The sequence below is a fragment of the Alphaproteobacteria bacterium genome (assembly GCA_030740435.1).
Classification (GTDB): Bacteria; Pseudomonadota; Alphaproteobacteria; order UBA2966; family UBA2966.
The window spans coordinates 1-26,643 of sequence record JASLXG010000047.1; the positions used below are offsets into that span (position 1 = coordinate 1).

The 26,643-nt window shown below is 66.5% G+C and carries 26 protein-coding genes; 19 read left to right on the top strand and 7 right to left on the bottom strand.

Annotation, left to right across the window (positions count from 1 at the left end; all coding sequences use genetic code 11):
- The 3 genes from QGG75_05445 to purM form a co-directional block, all read right to left on the bottom strand.
- A partial coding sequence (locus tag QGG75_05445) for a hypothetical protein (protein MDP6066686.1) occupies window positions 1-292 on the bottom strand: 292 nt, incomplete at its 3' end.
- 41 nt (window positions 293-333) lie between these two features.
- Window positions 334-972 (bottom strand): phosphoribosylglycinamide formyltransferase, encoded by a 639-nt coding sequence (gene purN / locus QGG75_05450; protein MDP6066687.1) that lies wholly within the window; start codon window positions 970-972, stop codon window positions 334-336.
- A gap of 7 nt (window positions 973-979) precedes the next feature.
- Window positions 980-2,026, bottom strand: a complete 1,047-nt coding sequence (gene purM, locus QGG75_05455) for a phosphoribosylformylglycinamidine cyclo-ligase (GenBank protein ID MDP6066688.1) — start codon at window positions 2,024-2,026, stop codon at window positions 980-982.
- Between the two features lie 67 nt (window positions 2,027-2,093).
- On the opposite strand from purM, the gene QGG75_05460 reads away from it, so the two are divergent.
- The 6 genes from QGG75_05460 to QGG75_05485 are packed head-to-tail and all read left to right on the top strand — an operon-like array spanning window position 2,094 to window position 6,796.
- Window positions 2,094-3,230, top strand: a complete 1,137-nt coding sequence (locus QGG75_05460) for a DUF2066 domain-containing protein (protein MDP6066689.1) — start codon at window positions 2,094-2,096, stop codon at window positions 3,228-3,230.
- Window positions 3,227-3,772 carry a CDP-alcohol phosphatidyltransferase family protein gene (locus QGG75_05465; protein ID MDP6066690.1) on the top strand — a complete coding sequence of 182 codons (546 nt, stop codon included), beginning with the start codon at window positions 3,227-3,229 and terminating at the stop codon, window positions 3,770-3,772. Before QGG75_05460 ends, QGG75_05465 begins: the two co-directional genes overlap by 4 nt.
- Window positions 3,769-4,860, top strand: coding sequence for an AI-2E family transporter (locus tag QGG75_05470; protein MDP6066691.1), 1,092 nt, complete (start codon window positions 3,769-3,771; stop codon window positions 4,858-4,860). The genes QGG75_05465 and QGG75_05470 overlap by 4 nt, the downstream gene beginning before the upstream one ends.
- Complete coding sequence (locus QGG75_05475; GenBank protein MDP6066692.1) at window positions 4,857-5,516, top strand: DnaA/Hda family protein; 660 nt, start codon at window positions 4,857-4,859, stop codon at window positions 5,514-5,516. The genes QGG75_05470 and QGG75_05475 overlap by 4 nt, the downstream gene beginning before the upstream one ends.
- Window positions 5,517-5,541: 25 nt before the next feature.
- Window positions 5,542-6,321, top strand: a complete 780-nt coding sequence (locus QGG75_05480) for an SDR family oxidoreductase (GenBank protein ID MDP6066693.1) — start codon at window positions 5,542-5,544, stop codon at window positions 6,319-6,321.
- A gap of 25 nt (window positions 6,322-6,346) precedes the next feature.
- A complete protein-coding gene (locus tag QGG75_05485) occupies window positions 6,347-6,796 on the top strand; it encodes a DUF2147 domain-containing protein (GenBank protein ID MDP6066694.1) in 450 nt (149 codons plus the stop codon).
- Window positions 6,797-6,799: 3 nt separating this feature from the next.
- On the opposite strand, the gene QGG75_05490 is transcribed toward QGG75_05485, so the two are convergent.
- Window positions 6,800-7,309, bottom strand: a complete 510-nt coding sequence (locus QGG75_05490; GenBank protein MDP6066695.1) for a histidine phosphatase family protein — start codon at window positions 7,307-7,309, stop codon at window positions 6,800-6,802.
- Window positions 7,310-7,417: 108 nt separating this feature from the next.
- Here QGG75_05490 and QGG75_05495 point away from each other — a divergent pair, with 108 nt between their 5' ends.
- From QGG75_05495 to QGG75_05505, 3 genes are read left to right on the top strand one after another with little or no spacing between them, the layout of a single operon-like run.
- Window positions 7,418-9,583: an RNA degradosome polyphosphate kinase gene (locus QGG75_05495; protein ID MDP6066696.1), complete on the top strand. Its 2,166-nt coding sequence runs from the start codon at window positions 7,418-7,420 to the stop codon at window positions 9,581-9,583.
- The gene (locus tag QGG75_05500) at window positions 9,540-11,078 is read left to right on the top strand and encodes a hypothetical protein (GenBank protein ID MDP6066697.1); all 1,539 of its coding nucleotides are present in this window, start codon (window positions 9,540-9,542) and stop codon (window positions 11,076-11,078) included. Before QGG75_05495 ends, QGG75_05500 begins: the two co-directional genes overlap by 44 nt.
- Window positions 11,075-11,596, top strand: coding sequence for a GNAT family N-acetyltransferase (locus tag QGG75_05505; protein ID MDP6066698.1), 522 nt, complete (start codon window positions 11,075-11,077; stop codon window positions 11,594-11,596). Before QGG75_05500 ends, QGG75_05505 begins: the two co-directional genes overlap by 4 nt.
- A gap of 7 nt (window positions 11,597-11,603) precedes the next feature.
- On the opposite strand, the gene aspS is transcribed toward QGG75_05505, so the two are convergent.
- Window positions 11,604-13,394, bottom strand: coding sequence for an aspartate--tRNA ligase (gene aspS, locus QGG75_05510; protein ID MDP6066699.1), 1,791 nt, complete (start codon window positions 13,392-13,394; stop codon window positions 11,604-11,606).
- Window positions 13,395-13,520: 126 nt separating this feature from the next.
- On the opposite strand from aspS, the gene rnd reads away from it, so the two are divergent.
- From rnd to QGG75_05535, 5 genes are all read left to right on the top strand, one after another.
- Window positions 13,521-14,687, top strand: a complete 1,167-nt coding sequence (rnd, locus tag QGG75_05515; GenBank protein ID MDP6066700.1) for a ribonuclease D — start codon at window positions 13,521-13,523, stop codon at window positions 14,685-14,687.
- A gap of 115 nt (window positions 14,688-14,802) precedes the next feature.
- Entirely contained in the window at window positions 14,803-15,042 is a 240-nt protein-coding gene (locus QGG75_05520) for a hypothetical protein (GenBank protein MDP6066701.1), read from the top strand.
- Window positions 15,043-15,205: 163 nt separating this feature from the next.
- Window positions 15,206-16,342, top strand: coding sequence for a mandelate racemase/muconate lactonizing enzyme family protein (locus tag QGG75_05525; GenBank protein MDP6066702.1), 1,137 nt, complete (start codon window positions 15,206-15,208; stop codon window positions 16,340-16,342).
- A gap of 38 nt (window positions 16,343-16,380) precedes the next feature.
- Window positions 16,381-17,178: an aldolase/citrate lyase family protein gene (locus tag QGG75_05530; GenBank protein MDP6066703.1), complete on the top strand. Its 798-nt coding sequence runs from the start codon at window positions 16,381-16,383 to the stop codon at window positions 17,176-17,178.
- A gap of 171 nt (window positions 17,179-17,349) precedes the next feature.
- The gene (locus QGG75_05535) at window positions 17,350-17,994 is read left to right on the top strand and encodes a transposase (protein MDP6066704.1); all 645 of its coding nucleotides are present in this window, start codon (window positions 17,350-17,352) and stop codon (window positions 17,992-17,994) included.
- Window positions 17,995-18,060: 66 nt separating this feature from the next.
- Here the strand turns inward: QGG75_05535 and QGG75_05540 are convergent, their stop codons facing one another.
- Together QGG75_05540 and QGG75_05545 are read right to left on the bottom strand one after the other, a co-directional pair.
- A complete protein-coding gene (locus QGG75_05540) occupies window positions 18,061-18,813 on the bottom strand; it encodes a DUF4197 domain-containing protein (GenBank protein MDP6066705.1) in 753 nt (250 codons plus the stop codon).
- Window positions 18,814-19,018: 205 nt separating this feature from the next.
- On the bottom strand, window positions 19,019-22,687 hold the full coding sequence (locus QGG75_05545; GenBank protein ID MDP6066706.1) for a vitamin B12-dependent ribonucleotide reductase: 3,669 nt from the start codon (window positions 22,685-22,687) through the stop codon (window positions 19,019-19,021).
- A 432-nt stretch (window positions 22,688-23,119) separates the two neighbouring features.
- Here QGG75_05545 and QGG75_05550 point away from each other — a divergent pair, with 432 nt between their 5' ends.
- From QGG75_05550 to ord, 5 genes are all read left to right on the top strand, one after another.
- Complete coding sequence (locus QGG75_05550) at window positions 23,120-23,497, top strand: NADH:ubiquinone oxidoreductase subunit NDUFA12 (GenBank protein ID MDP6066707.1); 378 nt, start codon at window positions 23,120-23,122, stop codon at window positions 23,495-23,497.
- A 25-nt stretch (window positions 23,498-23,522) separates the two neighbouring features.
- Window positions 23,523-23,966, top strand: coding sequence for an MlaD family protein (locus QGG75_05555; GenBank protein ID MDP6066708.1), 444 nt, complete (start codon window positions 23,523-23,525; stop codon window positions 23,964-23,966).
- A gap of 14 nt (window positions 23,967-23,980) precedes the next feature.
- A complete protein-coding gene (locus tag QGG75_05560; GenBank protein MDP6066709.1) occupies window positions 23,981-24,745 on the top strand; it encodes a methyltransferase domain-containing protein in 765 nt (254 codons plus the stop codon).
- Window positions 24,746-24,752: 7 nt separating this feature from the next.
- On the top strand, window positions 24,753-25,109 hold the full coding sequence (locus QGG75_05565; protein ID MDP6066710.1) for a DUF2155 domain-containing protein: 357 nt from the start codon (window positions 24,753-24,755) through the stop codon (window positions 25,107-25,109).
- 541 nt (window positions 25,110-25,650) lie between these two features.
- On the top strand, window positions 25,651-26,643 hold a 993-nt coding region (gene ord, locus QGG75_05570; protein ID MDP6066711.1), incomplete at its 3' end, for a 2,4-diaminopentanoate dehydrogenase.

Here is a 26,643-nt window from a genome sequence, read left to right on the forward strand (position 1 = left end):
CGGGCGAACAGTGCCCGACCGGATATGAGGTGATGCGGCAATGCCGCTCAAAACGTAAACGAGGCCATCCTGTGCGAAGCCTGACGATCACAACCAAACCAAAAGGAGTTCCACCTTGACAACGAGACCCCCATATGAGGGTCAGGGAGGGGGTGTTTATTCTGATGTTTAGACGGCCGCCCGATTCCTTCACAGGCTCGAAAGCGGGAACCCGGGTTTGGTTGGGTTTTTCAAGGTTGCAGCCGCAGAACGACAGCAATAAATGATACAAAACCTGGGTTCCCGTTTTCACGGGAATGACAAAAAATGGCCATCGCCGCGAGCGAAAAGAATCTAAACCGGATTGAGGGCGGCCAGGGGCGGCGTCTCGGCCCCTTCGACTTCGACCGTGTTGCCCTTGATGCGCACCCGGCCTTCGGCGATCCACTTCACCGCCTTGGGGTAGCACTGGTGTTCGGTGGCCAGCACCCGGGCGGCCAGGGCGTCGGCGTCGTCGCCCGGGCGCAGCGGCACCAGCGACTGCATGATGATGGGGCCGGCGTCCACTTCGGGCCGCACGAAATGCACCGTGCAGCCGGAAAAGCGGGCGCCCGAAGCGATCACCTGCTGGTGCACGTGGATGCCGGGAAAGGCCGGCAGCAGCGAAGGGTGGATGTTGATCACGCGGTCGGGCCAGCGGCCCAGGAAATCGGCTGTCAACAGGCGCATGAAGCCGGCCAGGCAGACCAGCTCGACGCCGGCGCCACGCAGGCTGGCATCGACCTCCGCTTCGAAGTCCTGGCGCTCGGCGAAGTCGCGGTGATCGAAAGCCGCCGTTGCCAGGCCGGCGCTCTGCGCCCGTTCGAGGCCGGCGGCCTGGGGCTGGTTGGAGACCACCAGGGCGATCTCGGCCGGATAATCGTCCTGGGCGCAAGCCGCCATCAGGGCCTGCAGGTTCGAGCCTCGCCCGGAAATCAAGACACCCAGTTTCACGCTTGCCTCACGTCCAGCTCAGGTTGCCGATTGCCACGCCCTCGGTCTCGACGATGTGGCCTACGGGCAGAGCGCCGCCCAACAATTCGGCCGCCGTCTCGGCCTCGGTGTCAGCGACGATGGCCAGCATGCCGAGGCCGCAGTTGAAGGTGCGCAGCATTTCGTCATCCGGCACGCCCTCGGCCGCCAGCCAGGCGAACACTGGCGGCATCGGCCAGCGGCCGGCGTCAAGCTCGGCGCCCAGGCCGGGCGGCAGAACCCGCGGCAGGTTCTCCAAAAGACCGCCGCCGGTGATGTGGGCAAAGCCCTTGGCCAGGCCGGCCCGGGCCAGGGCCAGGCAGTCGCGTACATAGATCCGGGTGGCTGTCAGCAGGGTCGTGCCGAGGTCGCCCTCGGCGGCAAAGGGGGCCGGCGCCGCCAAATCCAGGCCCTCCTCGTCAACGATCTTGCGTACTAGCGAAAAACCGTTGGAATGGAGGCCCGAGGCCGGCAGTCCGAGCACCACGTCGCCGGCCTGGATGGTGCCGCCGGTGATCTCGCGGCCGCGCTCCACGGCGCCCACGGCGAAGCCGGCGAGGTCGTAATCACCCGGCCGGTAAAGCCCCGGCAACTCGGCCGTTTCGCCGCCGATGAGGGCACATCCGGCTTCCCGGCAGCCGCTTGCGATGCCTGCCACCAGTTCCGCCGCGGCCTCGACATCGAGTTTGCCCGTGGCGAAATAATCGAGGAAAAACAAGGGCTCGGCACCCTGCACCACGAGGTCGTTGACGCACATCGCGACGAGATCGATGCCGACGTTGGCGTGCTGGCCGGCGGCCTTGGCCAGCAACAGCTTGGTGCCGACACCATCGCTCGCCGCCACCAACAGGGGATCCTCGTAACCTGCCGCCCGGGCGTCGAAAAAGCCGCCGAAGCCGCCCAGTTCGGCATCCGCTCCGGGTCGGGCCGTACTGCGGGCCAGACCCGAGATGCGCTCGATCAAGGCGTTGCCGGCCGCAATGTCGACGCCGGCGTCGCGGTAACGCCGACCGCCGGCTTGTGGGTCTTTGTTGATGGTGTCCCCGCTGCTAAGATAAACTACCGCCGCTGCGCTGAAGATACTTCATCACGGAATGTTTGCAATGCTGCTGCGTGGGCATATCAAAACCGGCGCGATAGTCGGCTGCCTGTTGCTCGTGGCCGGCTGGCTGGCGCTTCTGCCGGGCCCTGCCGGGGCTCAGGCAAGCGATGTCTTTACCGTCGCCGGGGTGGCTGTCGACGCCACCGCCGAAACCGCCACGTCGGCCCGCGCAGAGGCTCTGATGTCGGGGCAACGCGACGCCTTTTACCGTTTGCTGCGCCGCCTGACGCCGCAGTCCAGCTACCGCCGCCATCCCCTGCTCGACGACGATACCGTGACGGCGCTGATCGACAGTTTCGAGATCGCCGATGAGAAACGCAGCTCGACGCGCTATCTGGCCAGCCTCACCATCCGCTTCAAACCCGACGAGGTGCGTGCGCTGCTGCGCCAGCAGGAGCTGCCGTTTTCCGAAACCGCGAGCAAGCCGGTTTTGATTCTGCCGGTCTATGAGGCGGCCGGGGCGCGCAATCTGTGGGACGACCCCAATCCCTGGCGCGTGGCCTGGGGGGGACTGGAGGAGCGCGATGGTTTCGTGCCGCTGGTGATACCCGACGGCGATCTCACCGATGTCGGCACCATCGGCGCGCCGCAGGCTCTGGCCGGCAACGCCGAACACCTGCAGGCCATAGCCAAGCGCTATGGCGTGGCCGATGTGCTGGTGGTACACGCCGTGCTCAGTCGTGATCTCGCCGCCGGCGTGCCGGAACTCGTGGTAACGCTGCGGCGCAGCGGACCCGGCGGCGAGGCGACCGTGGTGGAAAGCTTCCGCGGCAACCGCGGCGAAGGCGTTCACGACCTGTTGGGCCATGCCGCGGCGGCCATTGCGCTGCGCCTGGAGGAAGACTGGAAACTGGCAACGCGTCTGCAATTCGAGAGCCAGGGCCGACTTGCCGCCAGCGTGCCGCTCGGCGGCTTGGCCGACTGGATCGTGGTGCGCGACCGGCTCGGCAGCATGGCCGAAATTCGCAAGCTCGAACTGGCCGAGATCTCGAGCGAGCAGGCCCAAGTGGTGCTGCATTACCTGGGCAGCCCCCAGCGCCTGGCCGTGGCCCTGGCCCAGCGCGACCTCTCGTTGAGCGACAAGAACGGCTATTGGGTGGTGCGCCGGCGCGACGCCCGGCGACCGGCGGCCCAATGAGCCCGCCCAACGTCATTTCGCTGGGCCGTCTGCTGTCGGTGCCGCTGACGGTGTGGGTGATCCTGCAGGGTTACTTCGTTGTGGCCTTCGCCGTGTTCGTGGCGGCCGGCATCTCGGACGCCGTCGACGGCTTGCTGGCCAAGCGCTTCGGCATGGAGACCGAGCTTGGCCGCTACCTCGACCCGCTGGCCGACAAGGCGCTGCTGGTGGCTGTCTTCGTGACGCTGGGGCAGATGGGATATTTGCCCATCTGGCTGGTCATCCTGGTAGTCTCACGCGATGTCCTCATCGTCGGTGGCGTGATCTTGACCAATACCTTTTTCGAAGGCTGCCGGCCGCGGCCGGTGTTGATCAGCAAGATCAACACGGCGGCTCAGATCGTACTGGCCGCCGTGGTGCTGGGTGGCATCGCCTTCAGGCTCGGCGTCGCCCCGCTGACGAACGTGCTGGTCTATGCGGTGGGCGCCACGACGGCGGTGTCGGGAGCGCTTTATCTGGTGCAGTGGGGACGGCGGATCTCACGCCTCGAGGAGCGGGCATGACGGTGCAGCGCCAGGTCTGGTTCTGGCTCGCCACCGTGCTCGTGCTGCTGACGCTGCTGATCCTGGTGCGCTCCATATTGCTGCCTTTCGTGGCCGGCATGGCGGCGGCCTACTTCCTCGACCCGGCGGCCGACAGGCTCGAGGGGTGGGGGCTGCCGCGGACCCTGGCCACGGCGTTGATCACGCTGGTCTTCTTTCTCTTTATCATCGTGCTGTTCGTTTTGCTGTTCCCCGTGCTGCAGGATCAGGTGCTGGGCTTCGTGGGCCGCCTGCCGGCCTATATCGACCGGGCTCGCGAGCTGCTCATCCCTCTGGTCGACCGCCTTTTGATCCGCTTCGAGCTGGGCACCATGGGCGACGTGCGCGAGATGGCGTTGGGCTTCGCCGAGAACGTGGTGGGCGGCCTGGGCGGTGCCTTGCGGGGGCTGTGGAGCCGGGGCCTGGCCATCTTCAACGTGCTGGGATTGATCTTCATCACCCCCATCGTGACCTTTTATCTGTTGCGCGACTGGGACCACATCCTCGCCCGCATCGATGCTATCTGGCCCCGCCACCACGCCGAAACGGTGCGCCGCCAGCTTGACCTCATCGACCAGGCCATGGCCGGCTTCGTGCGCGGCCAGGCCACCGTGGCGGCGACGCTGGGCACCATCTACGGCATCGGCTGGTCGCTGGCCGGACTGGAGTTCGGCCTGGTCATCGGTCTGGGCACCGGGCTCTTGGCTTTCGTGCCCTATGTCGGAGCGGCGGTCGGCTTTCTTACCGCGCTGGCGGTGGGCCTTCTGCAATTCGGCTTCGAGCAGCCCTTGCCGCTGGGCATCATCATCGGCGTCTTCATTGCCGGCCAAACCCTGGACGCCAGTTTTCTCACGCCCAAGCTGGTCGGCGGCCGGGTCGGGCTGCATCCGGTGTGGGTGATTTTCGCACTGCTGGCCGGCGGCACGCTGTTTGGTTTCGTCGGCGTGCTGATCGCCGTGCCGTCGGCGGCGGCGATCGGCGTCATGGTGCGCTTCGGCAGCGAGCAATATCGCGCCAGCACGCTTTATTCGCACTCACAGGGCGGCAGCGACCCGGACGTCCAGGCATGACGGCGCAACTGGCTTTCGACCTGGCCCAGCGACCGGCGCTGGGGGCCGAGGATTTTTTACTCGCCGCCAGCAACGCCGAGGCCGTGTCCTGGCTCGATCGCTGGCCCGACTGGCCGGGCCGGGCGCTGGCGCTCCATGGCCCGCCGGGTTCGGGCAAGAGCCACCTCGTCCACGTCTGGCAGGCCGCTACCGGCGCTAAGTTGCTGACCCCGGAGGCCTTGGCGGCGGCAAACGGCGGGCTGGCGTTGGCGGCGGTGCCGGCTCTGGCGTTGGACGACGCCGACCGGGCGGGGCCGGAGGAGGCGCTCTTGCACCTTTACAACAACATCGTCGAGGCCGGCGGCAGCCTGCTGCTGACCGGCCGCACCCCACCGGCACGCTGGCCGCTGGCGCTCGCCGATCTGCGCTCGCGCCTGCGCGCGCTGCCCGCGGTGGCAGTACTGCCGCCCGACGACGCCCTGCTGGCGGCGCTGCTGGTCAAGCTTTTCGCCGACCGTCAGTTGCGCGTCGCCACGGACCTCGTCCACTATCTGGTCGGCCGTCTCGAACGGTCGCCCGATGCCGCCCGCCGGGCCGTGGCGGCGCTGGATGCGGGGGCCCTGGCCAAGGGCCGCGAAATTACCGTGCCGCTGGCCCGCGAAGTGTTGTTTTCCTGAGTTTGCGCAGAAAGACAAAGAAATCATGGATCTGGGAATCGCCGGTCGCAAGGCCATCGTATGTGCCGCCAGCAAGGGTCTGGGCAAGGGCTGCGCGCTGTCGCTGGCGCGTGAGGGCGTCGAGCTCACCATCTCGGCCCGCACGGTGGAGACGCTGGAAGCCACGGCCGAGGAAATCCGCGCCGCCACCGGGGCTTTGGTGCATACCGCAGCCGGTGACATCTCGACGCCCGAGGGCCGCGCCGCGGTGCTCGACAAATGCCCCCAGCCCGACATCCTGGTCAACAACAACGGCGGCCCGCCGCCCGGCGATTTCCGCGACTGGAGCCGAGAGGACTGGATCAAGGCGCTGGACGCCAACATGCTGGCCGCCATCGAGCTCATCAAGGCCACCGTCGACGGCATGATCGAGCGGCGCTGGGGCCGCATCGTCAACGTCACCTCGGGCGCCGTGCGCTCGCCGATCCCCATCCTCGGGCTCTCCAACGGCGCCCGCGCCGGCCTGACCGGCTTTTGTGCCGGGCTGGCGCGCCACACGGCGGCCCACAACGTCACCGTCAACAACATCCTGCCCGGACCCTTCGACACCGACCGGCTGCGCGGCAACCTGGCCAAGATGGCGGAGCGCGCAGGCCAAACGGCGGACCAGCTCTACGAGCAGCGCTGCCAGCAGAATCCCAGCAAACGCGTCGGCACGGCCGAGGAATTCGGCGAGGCCTGCGCTTTTCTCTGCTCCGACCAGGCCGGCTTCATCGTCGGCCAGAATCTCATGCTCGACGGCGGTGAATTCAACTCGACCATGTGATGGCGAAAACCAGGAAGGGGGCGAAATGAAGCCTTTGAAAACGCTCGCGGCGACTCTTTTGATTTGCCTGCTGGGACTGTCCGCCCGTGCCGCGGAGCCTGCCGCGGCGCTGGGCCTGTGGACCACCGAAGGCGGCAAATCGCGGGTCGAGATCTTCGATTGCAGTGGCAAGCTTTGCGGCAAGATCGTCTGGCTCAAGGAGCTGCTGGACAATCAGGGCAAGGAAAAGGTCGACCGCGAGAACCCGGACGAGGCGCTGAAGGGCCGCAAGATCCTGGGCCTGGCGCTGCTCAGCGATTTCGTCGCCGAGGGTCAGAGCGGCCGCCAGTGGACCGACGGACGCATCTACAATCCCGAGGACGGCCAGACCTACAAGTGCAACATGGAGCTGCAGGACGACGGCAAGCTCAAGGTGCGGGGCTACGTCGGCCTGCCGCTGTTCGGCAAAACCCAAATCTGGACGCCGGCGAAATAGTCTCTATTCCGTGAGTTCTTTGGGCCTGATGAAGTTGCAGAGCTTCGTCCGGCCCGGCTGCAGGTCTTCCCAGCCGGGGCTCGCGAGTTCGAATTCGGCCAGGCCGCAGGTGGGGAATTTGGCCAGTTTGGCCGGTGGCGGCGAGCCGTTGGCCAGGGCCAGGGCCAGGCTGGCCAGGCCGGGATTGTGGGCGATCACCATGACCGAGCCGACGGCATCGTCGCAGCGGCCGATTTCCGCCAGGATCTCGTCCGGGCTGGCCAGGTAGAGCCCTTGGCGATGCTCGACCGGCGGCGCCGTGGCCAGCTCGACCGCCACGCCTTCCCAGGTCTCGCGCGCCCGCACCGCCGTCGAGCAGAGCACCAGCTCAGGCAGCAAATCACGCCGTCGCAGGTAGCTGCCGATCAAGCCGGTGGCCTGGCGGCCGCGTTGGTTCAAGGGCCGTTCGCGATCATTGCCCCACAGGCCGCCATGGTCAGACTTGGCGTGGCGCAACAGGTAAAGCCGCTTCATCGCCCCACCATGCCACGGCCTTGGAGGGGCCGCCAAGCTTGACTTTCGGGGCCGGCGGCAGTATCCCACATATGGCGGTAACTGATTGGAACAACAGGAGAAATTTGAGTGGCCAAGGCGACTTCTCCGGCCCCGCCGGAGCCCGGATTCGAGGTTCCTGCCGATTTCGCCGACTCCAAGGCGCGCTTCATCAATCGCGAACTATCCTGGCTCGCCTTTAACGAACGCGTGCTCGAGGAGGCCGACAACCAGGGCTACCCGCTGCTTGAACGCATCAGTTTTCTCTCCATCTCGGCCGTCAACCTGGATGAATTCTACACCGTGCGGGTGGCCGGTATCCGCGGCCAGATCGCCGCCGGGGTACGCCAACTGAGTCATGACGGTTTGACCCCGGCGCGCCAGCTCGAGGCCATAAACCGGCGCGCCGCGGGGTTGCTGGCCAGCCAACAGGTGGCCTGGGAGCGCCTCAGGAGCGAGTTGGCGGCGGCCGGCATCGGCGTCCTCGCGCCTGCCGATCTGAGCTCCGAAGACGGCGCCTGGATCGAGGAGATCTTCCTCGAACGCATCTTTCCTCTGCTGACGCCGATCGCCGTCGACCCGGCCCACCCCTTTCCCTTCATCCCCAACATGGGTTTTGCCCTGGTGCTGGAGCTCTGCCGCCAGAGTGACGGCCGCACCATGCTGGCGCTGCTGCCGCTGCCCCCTCAGGTCGACCGCTTCATTCGCCTGCCGGGCGAGGAGATCCGTTTTCTCCTGCTGGAAAACCTGGTCGAGCTGTTCCTCGACCGGCTGTTTCCCGGCTACCAGGTCAGCGGCAAGGGGCTGCTCAGAATTCTGCGTGACAGCGATATCCAGCTCGAGGAGGAAGCCGAGGACCTGGTGCGCTTTTTCGAATCGGCCATCAAGCGCCGCCGCCGCGGCACCGTCATCCGCCTCAAGGTCGATGCCGCCATGCCAGCCAAACTCAGGCTTTTCGTGGCCGAGGAACTGGGCGTGCCGGAAGACGAGGTCACCGTGGTCGATGGCATCCTCGGTCTGGCCGACACCGCCCAATTGCTCATCGACGACCGGCCCGATCTAAAATTTCCCTCCCACAGCGCGCGCTACCCTGAGCGCATCCGCGACTTCGGCGGCGACTGCTTTGCCGCCATCCGCGAGAAAGACATCATCGTCCACCACCCCTATGAAAGCTTCGACGTGGTGTTGCACTTCATCCGCCAGGCTACGGCGGACCCCCAGGTCGTCGCCATCAAGCAGACGCTCTACCGCACCAGCGACGATTCGCCGGTGGTCAAGGCGCTGATCGCGGCCGCCGAATCGGGCAAGAGCGTGACCGCCCTGATCGAGCTCAAGGCGCGCTTCGACGAGGAAGCCAACATCAAGTTGGCCCGCGACCTGGAGCGCGTGGGCGTGCAAGTGGTCTACGGCTTCGTCGATCTCAAGACCCACGCCAAACTGTCGCTGGTGGTGCGCCGCGAACAAAACCGATTGCGCTCCTACGTCCACGTCGGCACCGGCAACTACCACCCGGTGACGGCCAAGACCTACACCGATCTCTCGTTCTTCACCAGCGACCCGGCCATCGCCCGCGATGCCGTACACATCTTCAATTACATGACCGGCTATGCCCCTCCGGCCCACCTGGAGAAGCTGGTGATATCGCCCGAGAGCCTGCGCGAGACGCTGCTCGGGCTGATCGAGGCCGAGCTGGCGCACGCCCAGGCCGGCCGTCCGGCGGCCATCTGGGCCAAGCTCAACTCGCTGGTCGACGGCGAGGTCATCGACGCCCTCTACCGGGCCAGCCAGGCCGGCGTCAGCATCGACCTGGTGGTGCGCGGCATCTGCTGCCTGCGGCCCGGCGTCCCCGGCTTTTCCGAAAACATCCGGGTGCGTTCGATCATCGGCCGCTTTCTCGAGCATTCGCGCATCTGCTGCTTCGGCAACGGCCACGGCCTGCCTTCGGCCCAGGCCCGGGTGCTGATCTCGTCAGCCGACTGGATGCCGCGCAATTTCGACGGCCGCCTGGAGATCCTGGCGCCGCTGGAGAACCCCACGGTGCAGCAGCAGGTGCTGGAACAGGTCATGATCGCCAATCTCAAGGACGAGACCAACACCTGGACCTTGGGCCCCGACGGCGTCTACAGCCGCTGCGCGGCCGGGGAGGGGGCTTTTTCCGCCCATTCCTACTTCATGACCAACCCCAGCCTGTCGGGCCGCGGCACGGCACTGAGTGAAGAGCAGCCGAGCCCGCGCCTGGTTCTCGATAACCTCTGACGTGACACTGGCGGCCAAGACCGACGTGGCGGCGGACGGGCAGCGGGCGGCGGTCATCGACATCGGCTCCAACTCGGTGCGCCTGGTGGTCTTCGAAGCTGCCACCCGGGCGCCGCTGCCGGTCTTCAACGAGCGCGTGCTCTGCGGCCTGGGGCGCAATCTGGCCGCCGGCGGCGAGCTGGCGCCCGAGGCCGCGGCCCAGGCCCACATTGCCATTGGCCGCTTCGCCACGCTCTGTCGCCGCATGGCCATCGAGGCGCCCATCGTGGTGGCCACCGCGGCGGTACGCGAGGCCGCCGACGGCGAGGCCTTCGTGGCCGAGGTGGCCGAGCGAACCGGCCTCGAGGTCAGGGTGCTGTCGGGCCGCCAGGAAGCCGAGGCCGCGGCGGCCGGGGTCAGGGCCGCCTTTCCCGGCGCGACCGGCGTGATGGGTGATCTTGGCGGCGGCAGTTTGGAATTGGTGGACCTCAACGCTGAGGGCGGCGGCGAGGGCATCACCCTGCCGTTGGGGCCGCTGAGAATGACCGCTGGCTCGGCCCAAACCATAGACGCGGCGCTGGCCCAGGCGCCCTGGCTGGCCGGCCGGGGCGGCGATTTCCATGCCGTCGGCGGCACCTGGCGGGCGCTGGCCCGTATCCACATGGCCCAGACCCGCTATGCGATGCGCGTGGTGCACCATTACGCCGTGCTTCGGGCCGAGGCCGAGAGCTTCAGTGCCATGATGGCTGGTCTCGGCCCTGATTCGCTGGCCGGCATCCCCAGCATCAACCGGGCCCGCCTGGCGGCGCTGCCGGCGGCGGCACTGGTGCTCAATCGGTTGCTGCTGCGGCTGGCGCCCGGGAAGGTGCTGTTCTCGGCCTGGGGCCTGCGCGAGGGGCTGCTGCATCAGCAGCTCGCGCCCGAGCACCAGGGCCGCGACCCGCTGATCGCGGGCTGCCGCGCCTTCAGCCGCGGGACCAGCCGCCAGGCCACGCTGGGCGGTGCTTTCGGAGATGAACTGGCGGCCTGGATGGAGCCGCTCTTCGCAGGCGAGAGCGTTGCCGAGAAGCGGCTCCGCCTGGCCGCCTGCCTGCTCAGCGACATCGCCTGGCGGAGCCATCCCGACTACCGCGCCGGACGCGCCGTCGAGGGCACTCTGTATGCCCCCTTCACCGGCCTCGACCACGCCGGCCGGGGCTTCCTGGCCCTGGCCGTCAACGCCCGATATGGTGGCGCCGGCGACCGCATCGCCGGCACCGCCCGGGCCCTGGTCGACGATGACGAGGCGCGCCGGGCAGAACGCGTCGGGCTGGCGCTACGCCTGGCCCAGACCTATTCCGGCGGCCTGCCCGGCCTGGGTCGCCGCCAGCCGCCTCGAGATCAAGGGACGCCGGGCTCGCCTTCCAGGTGCCGGAGGGCGATCGGGCGCTGCTCAACGACACCGTCCAGCGCCGCCTCGTGGCTTCTGGCCGAGGCTTGCGGGCTGGAGGCGGTGGTGGGGGAGGGGGATCGATGACCGAGATCGCCACTGAACGGCTCCGGCTGCGGCGCTTTGTGGCTGACGATGCCGCTGCGCTCGGCGCCATGCTGGCCGACCAGGAGACCATGCAATTCTTTCCCTATGTCGCCGAGACGGCGGCGGAGGGCCAGCGGCTGGCGCTGCAGCACATCGCCTATTTCGAGCGCCACTGGCAGGAGCGTGGCTACGGCGTTTGGGCGCTCGCGGAGGCCGATGGCCGGCTGGTCGGACGTTGCGGTATCCGCCATTGGGAGAGCATCGACGATATCGAGGTGCTTTACCTCATCGAGCGCAGCCGCTGGGGGCGGGGTTATGCCACCGAGGCGGCAAGGGCGGCCTTGGAATTCGGCTTCAACCGGATCGGCCTGGACAGCATCGCCGCTGTCCCCCACCAGGGCAACGTCGCCTCCCAGCGCGTGCTTGGCAAGCTGGGGATGGGCCTGATCAGGGAATTCGAACTCGAAGGCCTGCCGGCGCTGTGGTTCAGCATCGGCCGAGAGGAATTCGGCGCTTAGCGGCGCGCTACTCCTCCACCTTCTTCTCCGGTGGCAAGGCCACCCGGATATGCAAATCCCGCAACTGCCGCGCCGAGACCTCCGCAGGCGCCCCCATCAGCAGGTCTTCGGCCTGCTGGTTCATGGGAAAGGCCACCACTTCGCGGATGTTGGGCTCATCCGCCAGCAGCATGACGATGCGGTCGATGCCCGGCGCGATGCCGCCGTGCGGCGGCGCGCCCAGGCGCAGCGCCCGCAGCATGCCGCCGAACTCCGCCTCGACCACGTCGCGGCCGTAGCCGGCCAATTCGAAGGCCTTGATCATGGTCTCGGGGTCGTGGTTGCGGATGGCGCCCGAGGAAAGCTCGACGCCGTTGCAGACGATGTCGTACTGAAAGCCCAGGACCTCGAGCGCGTCCTCGTTGCCCAGCGCCACGATGCCACCCTGGGGCATGGAGAAGGGGTTGTGGCTGAACTCGATTTTTTGTTCGGCCTCGCTCCACTCGTACATGGGATAGTCGACGATCCAGCAGAAACGGAAAGATTCCTTTTCGTTGAGCTCGAGCTCCTGGCCCACGCGCTGCCGCGCCAGGCCGGCCAGCTCGGCCGCCTTGGCCGGCGCGTCGCAGGCGAAAAACAGCGCATCGCCATCGCCCAGACCGGAAATTCGGCGCAGCTCGGCTACCCGTTCCTCACCCAAATTCTTGGCTATCGGGCCTTTGCCGCCGCCGCCCTTTTCGAAGATCACGTAGCCCAGCCCCGGCCAGCCCTCGGCGCGGGCCCAGTCGTTGGTCTTGTCGAAGAAGCTGCGCGGTCGCTCGCCCGAGCCCGGTGCCGGCACCGCGCGTACCACCGAACCCTTGTCGATGGCCTTGGCGAAGATGCCGAAATTGGAACCGCGAAAGGCCTCGGTGACGTCGCAAATCTCCAGGGGATTGCGCAGATCGGGCTTGTCCGAGCCGTACTTCAGCATGGCTTCGGCATAGGGGATGCGGGGAAAGGGCAGGTTCGTCACCGGCCAGTCGCTGAATTCCTCGAAAAGGCCATGCATCACGGGCTCGATGGCGGCAAAGACGTCCTCTTGTTCGACGAAGCTCATTTCCACGTCGAGCTGGTAAAATTCGCCCGGCGAGCGGTCGGCCCGGGCGTCTTCGTCGCGAAAGCAGGGCGCGATCTGGAAATAGCGGTCGAAGCCGGCGATCATGTAGAGCTGCTTGAACTGCTGCGGCGCCTGAGGGAGGGCATAGAACTTGCCCGGGTGCAGGCGGCTCGGTACCAAAAAATCACGTGCCCCCTCGGGCGATGAGGCGGTCAGGATGGGCGTCTGGAACTCGGTGAAACCCTGGGCCGTCATGCGCCGGCGGATGCTGGTGATGATCTCCGCCCTGAGCGTGATGTTCCGGTGTAACCGCTCGCGGCGGAGATCCAGCGGCCGGTGGCGCAGCCGCACGTCTTCGGGATATTCCTGCTCGCCGAAAACCGGCAGCGGCAGTTCCTCGGCCGCCGACTGGACCTCGATTTCCTTCAAGTGCAGCTCGACCCGGCCGGTGGGTAGTTTGTCATTGACCGTTTCCTCGCTGCGCGCCACTACATTGCCGCTCACGGTCAGCACGCTTTCCGGGCGGATGCGCTCCAAGAGCGCGAAATGGGCGCTATCGACCTCAGCCACCAGCTGGGTCAGGCCGTAGTGGTCGCGCAGATCAACGAACAGAAGATTGCCGTGGTCGCGCTTGCGATGCACCCAGCCTGACAGCCGGGCTTCCGTGCCCACGTCGTCGGAGCGCAATTGTCCGCAAGTGTGGCTGCGATACCTGTGCATGGCGATCCCATCGGAGGCTCTGTGACAGGGCCGGAAAAACGCATGGATCAAGGGGGTTGTCAAGATCCGTATGGTGCCGCTCTGGGGGCTTGCACGGGCCGCCGGGGTTTCGTGTATAACCCTTGCATGAGTGTTATTTCGAGTAGCGCCGAGTTGGCCGATCTCTGTGGCCGGCTGGCCCAGGCGCCCTTTGTCACCGTCGACACCGAGTTCATTCGCGAAAGCACCTTCTGGCCGCGGCTCTGCCTGGTCCAGGTGGCCGCACCCGAACCCGCAGACGCCGTGGCCATCGATGCCCTGGCCGAGGGTCTCGAGCTGGGGCCGCTGCTGGAGTTGATGGCGGCGCCCGGGGTGCTCAAGGTGTTTCACTCGGCGCGCCAGGACATCGAGATCTTCTACCAGCTCTCGGGCCGCGTGCCGGCGCCGCTGTTTGACACCCAGTTGGCCGCCATGGTCTGCGGCTTCGGCGATTCGGCGGCCTACGAGACGCTGGTCAAGAAGCTGGTGGGCAAGCAGGTGGACAAGGCCTCGCGCTTTACCGACTGGGCCCGGCGGCCGCTCAGCGAACGTCAGATCCGCTATGCGCTGGGTGATGTCACACACTTGCGCGGGATTTACGAAAAGCTTGCCGCGCGCCTCGCCGAGACCGGCCGCAGCCATTGGCTCGACGACGAGATGGCGCTGCTTTCCGATCCCCTGATCTACCAGATGCCACCCGAGGCGGCCTGGCAGCGCATCAAGACGCGCAGCACCAATCCCCGCATGTTGGGCATCCTGCGCGAGGCTGCCGGCTGGCGCGAGAGCGAGGCTCAGCGCCGCGATGTTCCGCGCAACCGGGTGGTGCGTGACGAAGCGCTGCTCGAAATTGCCGCCCATCCCCCGGCCGACCCCAATGAGCTCAAGCGCATTCGGGCCTTTCCCCGCGGTCTGGCCGAAGGGGCGGCGGGAGCGCAGTTGCTGCAAGCCGTGGCTCGCGGCAAGGCCCTGTCCGAGGACCAGCTGCCCAGGCGCGAACGGCCGCCGCAGTTGCCGCGCGGCGCCGGACCACTGGTCGATCTTTTGAAAGTGTTGCTGAAGATGAAATGCGAGGAGCACGGTGTGGCCCAGAAGCTGGTGGCCAACTCGAGCGATCTCGAACGCATCGCCATCGACGACGAGGCCCCGGTGGCGGCCCTGGCGGGCTGGCGGCGCGAGGTTTTCGGGGCCGACGCGCTACGCCTGAAGCGGGGGGAGCTGGCGCTCGGGGCGGTCGGCAACGGCATTTGCGCTGTCGAACTTTTGCAGTCAGAATGAGACCACCGTCACATTGTGCACGGGCAGTCTGAACTAGGCTTTGTGACGTATGGCTCGGCAACGAAATCGGGCCGCGACCAACGGTTGGACAGACAATTCTGCGCAGGAGAACGACATGAGTGATCAAAGCTCTGCTGGTGTTGATCAAGGCGGCAAGTCCGGCGGCGACGCTTCAGCAGGTTCCTATAGCGGTGCCAGTTCGGGCGCCAGTGCCGGAACCTCCCAGGGCTGGTCCTGGGGCGCCGATGCCGACACCCATTCCCATTCGGGCGCCAGTGCCGGATCCGGTGCCGGAGCCGCGGGTGGCGACGTCACCGATCAGACCTCGATCGGCTCGATTAACGTCAGCTCGTAACCAGCAAGCGCCCTCAAGCGCTTCGGGAAACCCCGCCGGTTGGCGGGGTTTCGTTGTTTTGCAGAGCCGGAGCACTTTCCGACCACCTGCAAAATCCCTGCTCTCGTGACATTTCCCCCGTCGGGCTATGATCTAGCTCAGCGCGACGCTGGGGAGAATGTGGATGACCAAGATCACCGCGGTGCGATCCTGTTTGACCCGCATTCCGCTGGAGGTGCCGACCTCGTTTTCCACCCGCCAGGTGCTGGCCCGCGAGTTCGCCCTGGTCGAGGTCGAGGCCGACGACGGGCACATCGGCATCGGTTTCACCTACGGCGGCAGCGCCGGCGGCGGCATCGTCACCGAGGCCGTGCGCGAGTTGCTGGCACCGCTGCTGCTGGGCGAGGACCCTTACCGGGTCGAGGGCCTGTGGGCGGAGATGTACCAGGAAGCGCTGCTGCAAGGCCGGGTAGGCTCGACCATGCGGGCCTTGAGCGCCCTCGACATGGCGCTTTGGGACCGCAACGCCCGGGCCGGCGGCTTGCCGCTCTATAAGTTCCTCGGCGCCTACGCCCAGGACTCGGTGCGGGGTTACGCCAGCGGTGGCTACTACCTCGAGGGCAAGACGCCGGAGATGCTGGGGGACGAGCTGCGAGGCTATGTCGAGCAGGGTTTCGATGCCGTCAAGATCAAGGTCGGGCGCCTCGGTCCGCAGCAGGAAGGTGAGCGCCTGGCGGCGGCGCGCCAGGCCATCGGCGACGAGGTGCTGTTGCTGCTCGATTGCACCAATGGCTGGCGCAACCTTGAAACGGCGCTGCGTCACATGGCGGTCTACGAGCAATACGATCCTTATTTCATCGAGGAGCCGTTCCCGCCCGACGACATCGACAACCACGCCCGCCTGGTGCAGAGCACCCACGTGCCCGTGGCGACCGGCGAGATCGAAGCCGGGCGCTGGCGTTTCAAGGAATTGTTGGAGCGCGAAGCCGCCAGCATAGTGCAGCCCGATGCCATCTGTTGCGGTGGCATCACCGAGTTCCGCCGCATCGCCGCTTTAGCCGCCGCCTACGGCGTCTCGGTGGCTCCCCACGCCTACCACGAAATGCACCTGCACCTGGCCGCCAGCACCCCCAACGCCACCTTCGTCGAGGTTTTCACAGACGACAGCATCGTCAATTTCCGCCGTCTAATCGAGCCCCAGGCCGTGCTCGAGGGCGGCCGCGTGCTGCTGCCCGAGCGGCCCGGCCTGGGCTTCGATTTCGTCGCCCAAGCGGTCGAGAAATACGCCGTTCAGCCCTGGGCGGAAAGCATAGCCGGCTGAGGCGGCTGAACCGAAATCAGACGCAACGGAGAAAGTCGATGCCAACACAAGAACCCAACGCAGTCCGCGAGAAATTGGCGAACGGCCAGCCCGTCACCGGTACCGCGGTATTTTCCTGGAGCCCCTACATCGTCGATGCCGCCGGCTTTGCCGGGCTCGATTACCTGCGCATCGACACGGAACACGTCTGGCGCCAGGACAGCATGCTCGAGCACCTGGTGCGGGCGGCCCACCTGGGTGGCGTGCTGCCCATCGTGCGCATCGATCGTGACAACCCCTACCTGGCGCGCAAGGCGCTGGAGATCGGGGCCGGCGGCATCATCGTGCCGGACATCTCCTCGGTGGCCGAGGCCGAGGCGGTGGTGCGGGCAGCCAAGTTCCCGCCGCGCGGCGAGCGCGGCTTCAGCAATTACTGCTTCTCCGCCGGCTGGGGTGCCGAAGACGCCGCCGAGTGGGTCACCTGGAGCGATCGCGAACCCCTGGTCGGCATCATGATCGAGAACGTCGAGGCCATGGCGCGGATCGACGACATCATGGCCGTCGACGGCATCGATTTCGCCCTCTTCGGGCCGGCCGACTATTCCATGTCGCTCGGCCTGGGCGCCCCCAAGGCCCAGGACGAGCGCGTCCAGGCGGCCATCAAGGAGACCGTTGCGGCGGCCCACAAGGCAGGAAAGTACGTCTCGCTGGGCGTCGGCACGGAGCGGGCCAACATCGAGAAATACCTGGCACTCGGCATCGACATGCTTGAGTTGGGCGCCGATCTGGCTATCGTCAGCGCCGGCTGGACCCGGGCCACGGCGGCGGTCGGCGAAATTCTGGCCAACCGAAAGTAGCAAGATTAGGGACACGTACCTAAATGCCTATTTTTTGGGCGTTAAGGTACGTGTCCCAACTTTTTCGACTTTTTCAGCTTTTTCCTCATATTTTTTTGCGGCGGCTGGGGGAAAACGCCTCTAGTCCTTCCATAGGCTCCTGTAGACGAGAATATGACAGGAACAGCCGACATGCCGAGATCAGCCCGGGTGGTGGTGCCGGGATTTCCCCACCACGTTTTGCAGCGCGGCAACCGTCGCCAGCGGACTTTCTTCTGCCCCGATGACTATCGCGCCTATCGCCAGTTCCTGGCGGCTAGTTGCCGTCGCCAGAAGGTTGAGATCTGGACCTATTGCCTGATGCCCAACCACGTTCACGTGGTGGCGGTCCCGTTCACGGAGGAAGCCCTGGCGCGTGCGTTCGGCGACGCCCACCGCAGCTACACCGCGGGTATCAATCGGCGTGAAGGCTGGCAGGGCTTTCTCTGGCAGGGCCGCTTCGCCTCCCACGTCATGGATAGCCGCCATGCCTTCAATGCAATGCGCTACGGCGAATTGAATCCGCTTCGGGCCGGCTTGACGGAAAACCCCGAGAGCTATCCCTGGAGCAGTGCCGCGCACCACTTGCTGGGCCAATCCGACCCCTTGGTGTCGGCCTGTCCGTTGATTGAGGGTGGTGCCTCGTGGCGGCGGTTCCTGGAGGCGGAGAGCGATAAGGACGAGACGGATCGTTTGCGCCGCCATGGTCGCTCGGGGCAGCCGCTGGGTGGCGAAACCTTCGTCGCCGAAATCGAGGCCGATCTGGGCCGCATTCTACGCTGCAAACGGGAGTTGTAGAAGTCGGGACACGTACCTTAATGCCTATCAAATAGGCATTAAGGTACGTGTCCCTAGATTTGCAACCTATCCGCCGAAGACGCGGCTTAGGACCTCGGTCGTGCGTTTGGCTGGGTCGCGGCGGATTCCCGCTTCCTCGCGGGCCAGGTAATGAAAGAGCCCCGCCAGCGCCTTTTGGGTGGCATAGTCGGAGAGCTGGGTTTTGACATCGGGCACCAGCGGCAATTTGGTGTAGTCCTCCAGCAGCCGGTCGTAGGCTGCGATGGCGCCGACTTCGGCCAGTGTACGGTCGACGATGGGCTTGATCAGGGCCATGAGATCGCCAGACGCGGCGCGTTCGAAATAGCGCGTGGCGGCATCGTCGGCACCCTCGTAGATGCCCCGGGCATCATCGAGCGTCATACCCTCGATGGCCTTCCAGAAGATCCCCCTGGTGCCCGGCGCGGCAGCCTCGGCGGCGCGGTTGAGCTTGAGCTCGACGTCGTCGGCCAGGCCCGAGAGCCCGAATTGCTTGAGCATCGACTGCACTTTGGTCAGCTCCGGCGGCAGCGGGATGTGGATGGCGGGATCGGCGTTGTAGCCGTCGGCGGCAGCGAGCTGCGTCACCACCCGGCCGCTGCCCACCTTCAGCGCCTCGCGCAGCCCGGCCACGATGTCGCCGGTGCTCAGCGCCGAAGCCGTGCCGCCGCCGCTCTGATTACCGGTAACGCTGCCGATCGTGCTGCCGACGTTGTCTTTTAGTTTCTTGAGCCAGCTCTGGGCCCCGGCCGGTCCGGATGCGGCTACGACCACGACGAAGACCAGCAGAAGTGCGCGCATGACAAAGCCCCTGCAACTTTCGTCTCGGAGGCCAAGAATAACAAAAGGCCCCCCGTGGGGGCAAAAAGGGGGCGCGCGGTTCTGGCTGTGCCGAACGGCGCGCCCCAAGTTCACAGGGAGGACTTACCAATGAGCAGTTACCAAACGTCGCACCACGCGTACTGAACCCCAAGCAAATCCTTTGTCAGGCGAGGGCACCGGGTCATTAGGAGCAACCGCTGGTGCCGCCGCAGGTGTTGCATTTCATGCAGGTGCCGTTGCGCACCAGCGTGAAGTTGCCGCATTCGCCGCAGGCGTCGCCCTCAAAGCCTTGCACCCGGGCCTTGGCGATGGCCTGGCTTTGGCTGGCTGCCTGGCCGTCCGCCACACCGGCGGAGACCGGGCTGACGGCCAGCGCCGGGGCGGTGCTGGCGGCCAGGCCAAGGCCGCCGTCACCGGTCAGCGCCGTGGTCGCCCCGGCCTGGCCCTGGACCACCCCGTCGCCGCCCTCGAAGACATAGAGGTTATTGCGCACATAGCCGTTGCTGGCGAAGCCACTGGCGGCTGCCGGCCTGGGCCCTTCGGTCTCGATCTCCAGGTGTTCGCCATTGCCGCCGCCCAGGCTGTCGGGGCGCAGGTCGTCTGGCTCGACGTGGCTGAGGTCGTTGCGGCCCAGGTAGGAAATCGCCAGCTCGCGGAAGACGTAGTCCAAGAGCGAGGTCGACATCTTGATGGCGTCGTTGCCCTCGACCATGCCCGAGGGCTCGAAACGCACGAAGGTGAAGGCGTCGACGAATTCGTCTAATGGCACGCCGTACTGCAGGCCGATAGAGATGGCGATGGCGAAGTTGTTCATCAGGCTGCGGAAGGCGGCGCCTTCCTTGTGCATGTCGATGAAGATCTCGCCCAGCGTGCCGTCGTCGTACTCCCCCGTACGCAGATAAACCTTGTGGCCGCCCACCGCCGCCTTTTGGGTATAGCCCTTGCGCCGGTGCGGCAGGCGCCGCCGCGTGGCCTGCTCCAACACCGGCACGAGGCGTTCGGCGATGACCTGGGGGCGTTCGTTGATCAGTGCCGCCGCCGGCTCGTCCGCCAGTTCCTCGTCGCTGGCCTCCCAATCGATCAGCGCCGCGGCCAGCGGCTGGCTCAGCTTGGAGCCGTCGCGGTAGATGGCGTTGGCCTTGAGGCCGAGCCGCCAAGAGAGCCTGTAAGCCTGCTGGATCTCGTCGATGGTGGCGCCGTTGGGCATGTTGATGGTCTTGGAGATGGCGCCGGAGATGAAGGGCTGGGCCGCCGCCATCATATGGATGTGGCTCTCTGTCGAGAGGTAGCGCTGGCCGCTCTTGCCACAGGGGCTGGCGCAGTCGAACACCGGCAGGTGCTCGGGCCTCAGGCCGGGCGCGCCTTCCAGCGTCATGGCTCCGGCGCAATAGAGGTTGGCGGCCTCGATCTCGCCGGCGCTGAAGCCCAGAGCCGTCAGCATGTCGAACGAGACCTCGTCCAGGGCCTCGGCCTCGAGTCCCAGGATGGAGGTGCAGAAATCCTCGCCCAGCGTCCACTTGTTGAAAGCGAACTTGATGTCGAAGGCGGCTTCGAGGGCCTGCTCCAGAACCTCGAGCTTGGCGGCCGTGAAACCCCGCGCCGTCAGACTTTCGTGGTTGACGCCGGGGGCGCCCACCAAGGTGCCATGGCCGACGGCGTAGGCCGTGATGCGCTCGATCGCCTGGGTCTCGTATCCCAGCGTCTCCAAAGCCACCGCGACGCCGTGGTTGATGATGCGGAAATAGCCGCCGCCGGCCAGCTTCTTGAACTTGACCAGGGCGAAATCGGGCTCGATGCCGGTGGTGTCGCAGTCCATCACCAGGCCGATGGTGCCGGTCGGCGCGACGACACTGGCCTGGGCGTTGCGAAAACCATGGCGGGCGCCCTGGCGCACCACGCGTTGCCAGCTTTCCTGGGCCGCCCGGGCGAGTTCGGGATCGGGGCAGAGTTCGGTCTCGAAGACCCGCGGCGCCACGGCCAGATCCTCGAAATCCCCGTCCAGCGCGCCGGCTGCCCGGGCATGGTTGCGCATCACCCGCAACATGGCCTGGCGGTTGGCCTCGTACTCGGGGAAGGGGCCGAGCTCCTCCGCCATTTCGGCCGAGGTGGCGTAGGCGGTGCCGCTCATCAGGGCCGAGATGGCGGCGCACAGGCTGCGCCCGGCGTCGCTGTCGTAGGGCAGGCCGCTGGCCATCAAGAGCCCTCCCAGATTGGCGAACCCCAGTCCCAGCGTGCGGTAGCGATACGAGAGATCGGCGATGCGGCGGCTGGGGAACTGCGCCATCAGCACCGAGATCTCCAGCACCACCGTCCACAGCCGGGCGGCGTGCTCGAAGCCGTCGGTGTCGAAGCTGCCGTCGGCGCGGCGGAAGGCGAGCAGATTCAAAGACGCCAGGTTACAGGCCGTGTCGTCGAGGAACATGTATTCGGAACAGGGGTTCGAGGCGCGGATCTCGCCGCCCTCGGGGCAGGTGTGCCAGTCGTTGATGGTGGTGTGGAATTGCACGCCGGGATCGGCCGAGCACCAGGCGGCGTGAGCCACGCTGTCCCATAGCGCCCGGGCCGAGACGGTCTTCACGGCCCGGCCGTCGGTGCGCGAGGTGAGATCCCAAGGCCCGTCGGCCTCGACCGCCTCGAGGAAGGCGTTGCTCAGCCGCACCGTGTTGTTGGCGTTCTGGCCCGCCACCGTGCGGTAGCCGGCGCCGTCCCAGTCGTTGTCGAAGGTTTCGATCTCGATGTCGGTGTAGCCTTGGCGGGCGAACTGGATGACACGCTGGATCGAGGCGCCGGGCACCAGCGAGCGCCGCGCGCTGCCGATGGCCTTCTTGAGTTCGGGGTTGTCGGAGGGGCTGAAGCGGCCCTCGCCGGCCACCGCGTTGCAGGCCTTCATGATGGCCTTGAGGTGGCGTTCGTTGGTCAGCGAGCCGGTCACCAGGGCCGCCACCTTGGCCTCTTCGTTCATCTTCCAGCCGATGAATTCCTCGACGTCGGGGTGGTCGATGTCGACCACCACCATCTTGGCGGCGCGGCGCGTGGTGCCGCCCGATTTGATGGCCCCGGCGGCGCGGTCGCCGACCTTGAGAAACGACATCAGGCCCGACGATTTGCCGCCGCCCGAGAGCGGCTCGTTGGACGCCCGCAGCGCCGAGAAGTTGGTGCCGGTGCCGGAGCCGTACTTGAAAAGCCGGGCCTCGCGTACCCACAGATCCATGATACCGCCCTCGTTGACGAGGTCGTCGGCGATCGACTGGATGAAGCAGGCGTGGGGCTGGGGATGCTCGTAGGCCGAGGCCGAAGGTTTGGTCTCGCCGCTTTGGTAGTCCACGTAGAAATGCCCCTGCGCCGGGCCATCGATGCCGTAGGCCCAGTGAAGCCCCGTGTTGAACCATTGCGGCGAGTTCGGTGCGCCCATCTGGGTCGCCAGCATGTAGCGGAGTTCGTCGAAATAGGCGCGGGCGTCGTCTTCGCTGTCGAAATAACCGCCCCGCCAGCCCCAATAGGTCCAGGTGCCGGCCAGGCGGTCGAAGACGTCGCGGGCGTCCTTTTCGCCGCGACTGCGCTCTCCATCGGGCAGATTCTCAAGGTTGTCTTGATCGGCTTCGTGGCGCCACAGCCAGGAGGGAATGTCGGCTTCCTCGACCGGCTTCAACGCCGCCGGGATACCGGCCCGGCGAAAATATTTCTGCGCCAAGACGTCAGCCGCCACTTGGCTCCAGGCCTCGGGCACCTCGATGCCTTCGAGGCGGAACACCACCGAGCCGTCGGGGTTCTTGATCTCGCTGGTGGTGGTGCGGAACGCTACGCTGGCGTAGGGTGATTCGTCCGTCCGGGTGAAACGGCGCAAAACTCGCATGTAAGACCCCCTGTCTAGACCGTGCTCGGCATTCTCGCGGCGAACCGCCTCCCTGAACCGCGCCGTATCTTGGGGCCGCCGGCTGGCCGGCGATCGGGCCCGAACCTTTGGAACCCGCGTAACCACCCGCGTAACCCATGCGACCGTTGTGGGGATTTTTCTGTTTGTGGACCTTTGGTTCCCCGCCGGTCCCCTTTTGGGCCCCCACCCGACCGCCTTGGCGGCATCCCACTTCATATTGGGGTGCCAGGCGCTGAAGACACAACATATGCGAAATCGCACCCCAGGGCAACACATATATGTGATCCGCCCGTGAACACCACAATATATGGTATCGGCGGGTGGCGCCGCGCTTTCTCGGCCGGGGGCTGGACGAATGCCCCCGGGGGTGCAATAGTCCGGCGATTCAGGGCATCCCAGCGGGGCAAGGCGATGAGTTGGCTAAGCATTCCGACCTGGTGGCTGGAAAACACCATCGGCACCCGGTTCTTCACCTGGCGCAAAGGCGAGCCGGTGGGCAGCGACGAATTCGGCAACCGCTATTTCCGCGAAAAGGGCGGTGAGCGGCGTTGGGTGCTGTTCAACGGCGACATCGAGGCGAGCAAGATCCCGGCCCTTTGGCATGCCTGGATCCACCACACCATCGCCGAGCCGCCGAGCCCGGCCGAGCTTGCAGGCGCCGATTGGGAACAGCCGCACCAGGCCAACCTGAGCGGTACGCCGGCGGCCTATCGGGCGCCCGGCAACTTGGCCGCCAACGCCCGCCGCCAACCCAGCGGCGGCGACTACGAACCCTGGCAGCCGGCCTAGGCCCCCGGGGGGAAGGAGCTCCGGCATGGCCGGCAATCTGGTCGAGACCCTGGTCGGCGCGGTGGTATTGGCCGTGGCGGCACTGTTTCTCGGCTTCGCCTATAACAGCACCGACATGGGCGCCGTGGTGGGCCAGGAACTCGACACCAAGGAATACCTGGCCGTCGTCCGCCTCAGCCTCGATCCCCAGGTCAGGCTGCCCGAGGACTCATCGGCCGCCGTGGTCTCCGAGGGACTGCTCGGCGGCAAGTACCTGTCGCTCACCCCCGGCGGCGCCGATGACATGCTGGAAGCCGGCGACGAGATCCAATTCACCCAGCCCTCGGTCAACCTGGAAGAGTTGATCGGCAAGTTCATGTTCAGCGCCGTCGAAGAAGACGAGGACGGGGACGAGAACGAGGACGAGGGCGGGAACGGGGGCACGGGCAGCCCGGCGGACGACGGCAAGAACGCCGGCGACAAAAAATAGCGTCCCAGCCGCCCATGACCGAGCCGCCAGCGCGCGCCACCTGGAACGCCGAGACCTACGCCCGCAACGCCCGTTTCGTCTCCGATTTGGGGGCTCCGTTGCTCGAGTTGCTGGCGCCCCGGCCGGACCAACGTATCCTCGATTTGGGCTGCGGCGACGGTGCCCTGACGGCGAAGATCGCCGCCAGCGGGGCCAGCGTGCTGGGCCTCGATGCCAGCGCCTCGCAGGTCGCGGCGGCCTCCGCCCGCGGTCTCGAGGCGCGGCTGGGCGAGGGCACGCGGCTCGACTTCGAAGGCGAATTCGACGCCGTCTTCTCCAATGCCGCGCTGCACTGGATGAAGCCGCCCGAGGCCGTGGTGGCGGGTATCGCCCGGGCCCTCAAGCCGGCCGGCCGGCTGGTCGCCGAATTTGGCGGCGTGGGCAACGTGGCCCGCATCGAGGCCGCCCTGATGGTGGCGCTGGAGCGCCGCGGTTTCGACGCCCGGGCCGCCAATCCCTGGTATTTCCCCAGCCCCGACGATTACACCGCGCTGCTGGCCGGGGCCGGCTTTCAGGTCGAAAGCATCGCTCTCATTCCCCGGCCGACGCCGTTGGCGGCCGGCCTGGCGGGCTGGCTGGAGACTTTTTCCGAGCCCTTCACGGCGCTCCTCGAGCCGGCCCGGCGGGCCGCATATCTCGACGAAGTGACGGCCGCCGTGCGCCCCCATCTCTGTGATGCCGAGGGCAACTGGAGCGCCGATTACGTGCGCCTCAGGTTGGCCGCGCGGCTGGATGCCTAGCCCGGCCATGCGATTGATTGCCGCCCTGCTGGTCCTTTTGGCCGCTTCGCCGGCGGCGGCCCAGGCCCGGCGCACCGCCATCCTGCAGGGCCTCGACAAGGTGACGGCGCGCATCTCCACCATCGAGGCACCGCTTGACAAGCGCGTCGCCTTCGGCACGCTGCGCATCACCGTGCGTACCTGCAACAAGCGCCCGCCCGAGGAGTTTCCCGAGACCACGGCGTTCCTCGAAATCCTCGACGAGAAGCGCGACGAGACCGTCAGCGAGGTCTTTTCCGGCTGGATGTTCGCCTCCAGCCCGGCGCTCTCGGCGTTGGAACACCCGGTCTACGACATCTGGATCAAGGACTGTATCTTGCGCTAGCCGGTGGGGGTGGTTTGGGCGGCCGGGCAGGGACCTCGTTGTCCCATATGGTGCTTGCGCCGGTTCACGTCCCGAGGGCTGAGGCTCGGCTCTGCCCCCAGCCTTCGCCGCCGGTGTGGGCGCGAGGCAAGCCTTGTCCATCATTTCCACAGACCCTATCCGCGGTAATTAGCCGCATTGCCTTTTTCCAGGCGGTGTCCGAAGATTTGTTGGAAACTAGACCGGCAGGAAGGTTGGCAGCCAAGAACACGACTTGGCCAAGACCTTCGAGAGCACCGTTTTGGACCTTCTGTTTCGGGGTTCGATACGACCTTCGCCAAACCCCGTTGAGGCACTTGCGCGACGAGGGCGACGGCGGTTGGCGTGCCGGTTTGGCTGAGTAGAAAATAACAAGGCATCGGGGTCGGGCTGGCCCTGCTCGAAATAGCCGTCGCACGCCACGGTGACCGCAATCGGGTGGTTCCGAACTGGGCCTGGGCGGCACCTTCCAGTTCCCCTTGTCCATCCGTGGGATGTCATTTTTCAGCGAGGAAGACCAGCAATGGATATGCCGGAAAAGGTCGAGGTTTCTTCACTCACCGGCGGGCAAGAAGCGGTTCGGGTGCTGATCCTGGGAACCGGGCAAATGGGATCCGGAATCGCTCGCATGGCTCTCGACAAACCGGGCCTCGCCCTGGCCGGAGCCTTCGGCAGGCGGGCCGAGCGCGCGGGAGCCGACCTTGGCCGGGCCATCGGGCTGGATCGCGATCTCGGCCTGGAAGTGGACAGCGACCTCGAGGCGGCCATCGCTCGAGCACGGCCGGATGTGGCGATCCAGGCCACCTGCTCGACGCTGGCGGACGGCCGGGACGAGATCCTGACGCTCGTTGAACACGGCATTGCCGTGGTCTCGATCGCCGAGGAAATGGCCTATCCGGCCTGCGGGTCGCCTGAAATTGCCGACGAGATGCACCGTCTCGCCCTGAAACATGGTGTCGCCGTCGTTGGGACCGGCGTCAATCCCGGTTTCGTGCTCGATCTGCTGATCATCACGCTGACCGGGGTGTGCCGCGATGTCGAAAAGATTTCCGCTGAACGGGTCAATGACCTTTCCCCCTACGGGTCCTCGGTTCTGACCAGCCAAGGCGTCGGTCTGACGCCCCAGGCCTTCCGCGAAGGCGTGGCAAACGGATCGGTGGCCGGGCATTTCGGCTTCGCTCAGTCGATCCACATGATTGCCGCGGCGCTGGATTGGGAGATCGAGCGCGTCGAGGAAACTCGCGAGCCCATCGTGGCGAAAGTGCGGCGTGAAACGCCGATCGTCAGCGTCGAGCCCGGCCAGGTTGCCGGCTGTTTCCATACCGCGCGGGCCTGGCGCGGGCGGCGGCCGGTGATCACCTTGCTACACCCCCAGCAGGTTCGCCCCGAACTGGAGGGGGTGAAAACCGGCGACTCGATCGAAATTTCCGGCAGCCCCGACATTCACCTGTCCGGCAGCCCGGAAATCCCGGGTGGGGTGGCGACCGAGGCCCTGGCGATCAACATGATCCCCCGT

Coding starts and splice junctions, on each gene's coding strand:
- QGG75_05460 (MDP6066689.1), top strand. CDS start 2,094: ATGCTGCTGCGTGGGCATATCAAAACCGGCGCGATAGTCGGCTGCCTG.
- QGG75_05465 (MDP6066690.1), top strand. CDS start 3,227: ATGAGCCCGCCCAACGTCATTTCGCTGGGCCGTCTGCTGTCGGTGCCG.
- QGG75_05470 (MDP6066691.1), top strand. CDS start 3,769: ATGACGGTGCAGCGCCAGGTCTGGTTCTGGCTCGCCACCGTGCTCGTG.
- QGG75_05475 (MDP6066692.1), top strand. CDS start 4,857: ATGACGGCGCAACTGGCTTTCGACCTGGCCCAGCGACCGGCGCTGGGG.
- QGG75_05480 (MDP6066693.1), top strand. CDS start 5,542: ATGGATCTGGGAATCGCCGGTCGCAAGGCCATCGTATGTGCCGCCAGC.
- QGG75_05485 (MDP6066694.1), top strand. CDS start 6,347: ATGAAGCCTTTGAAAACGCTCGCGGCGACTCTTTTGATTTGCCTGCTG.
- QGG75_05490 (MDP6066695.1), bottom strand. CDS start 7,309: ATGAAGCGGCTTTACCTGTTGCGCCACGCCAAGTCTGACCATGGCGGC.
- QGG75_05505 (MDP6066698.1), top strand. CDS start 11,075: ATGACCGAGATCGCCACTGAACGGCTCCGGCTGCGGCGCTTTGTGGCT.
- aspS (MDP6066699.1), bottom strand. CDS start 13,394: ATGCACAGGTATCGCAGCCACACTTGCGGACAATTGCGCTCCGACGAC.
- rnd (MDP6066700.1), top strand. CDS start 13,521: ATGAGTGTTATTTCGAGTAGCGCCGAGTTGGCCGATCTCTGTGGCCGG.
- QGG75_05520 (MDP6066701.1), top strand. CDS start 14,803: ATGAGTGATCAAAGCTCTGCTGGTGTTGATCAAGGCGGCAAGTCCGGC.
- QGG75_05525 (MDP6066702.1), top strand. CDS start 15,206: ATGACCAAGATCACCGCGGTGCGATCCTGTTTGACCCGCATTCCGCTG.
- QGG75_05530 (MDP6066703.1), top strand. CDS start 16,381: ATGCCAACACAAGAACCCAACGCAGTCCGCGAGAAATTGGCGAACGGC.
- QGG75_05535 (MDP6066704.1), top strand. CDS start 17,350: ATGCCGAGATCAGCCCGGGTGGTGGTGCCGGGATTTCCCCACCACGTT.
- QGG75_05540 (MDP6066705.1), bottom strand. CDS start 18,813: ATGCGCGCACTTCTGCTGGTCTTCGTCGTGGTCGTAGCCGCATCCGGA.
- QGG75_05545 (MDP6066706.1), bottom strand. CDS start 22,687: ATGCGAGTTTTGCGCCGTTTCACCCGGACGGACGAATCACCCTACGCC.
- QGG75_05550 (MDP6066707.1), top strand. CDS start 23,120: ATGAGTTGGCTAAGCATTCCGACCTGGTGGCTGGAAAACACCATCGGC.
- QGG75_05555 (MDP6066708.1), top strand. CDS start 23,523: ATGGCCGGCAATCTGGTCGAGACCCTGGTCGGCGCGGTGGTATTGGCC.
- QGG75_05560 (MDP6066709.1), top strand. CDS start 23,981: ATGACCGAGCCGCCAGCGCGCGCCACCTGGAACGCCGAGACCTACGCC.
- QGG75_05565 (MDP6066710.1), top strand. CDS start 24,753: ATGCGATTGATTGCCGCCCTGCTGGTCCTTTTGGCCGCTTCGCCGGCG.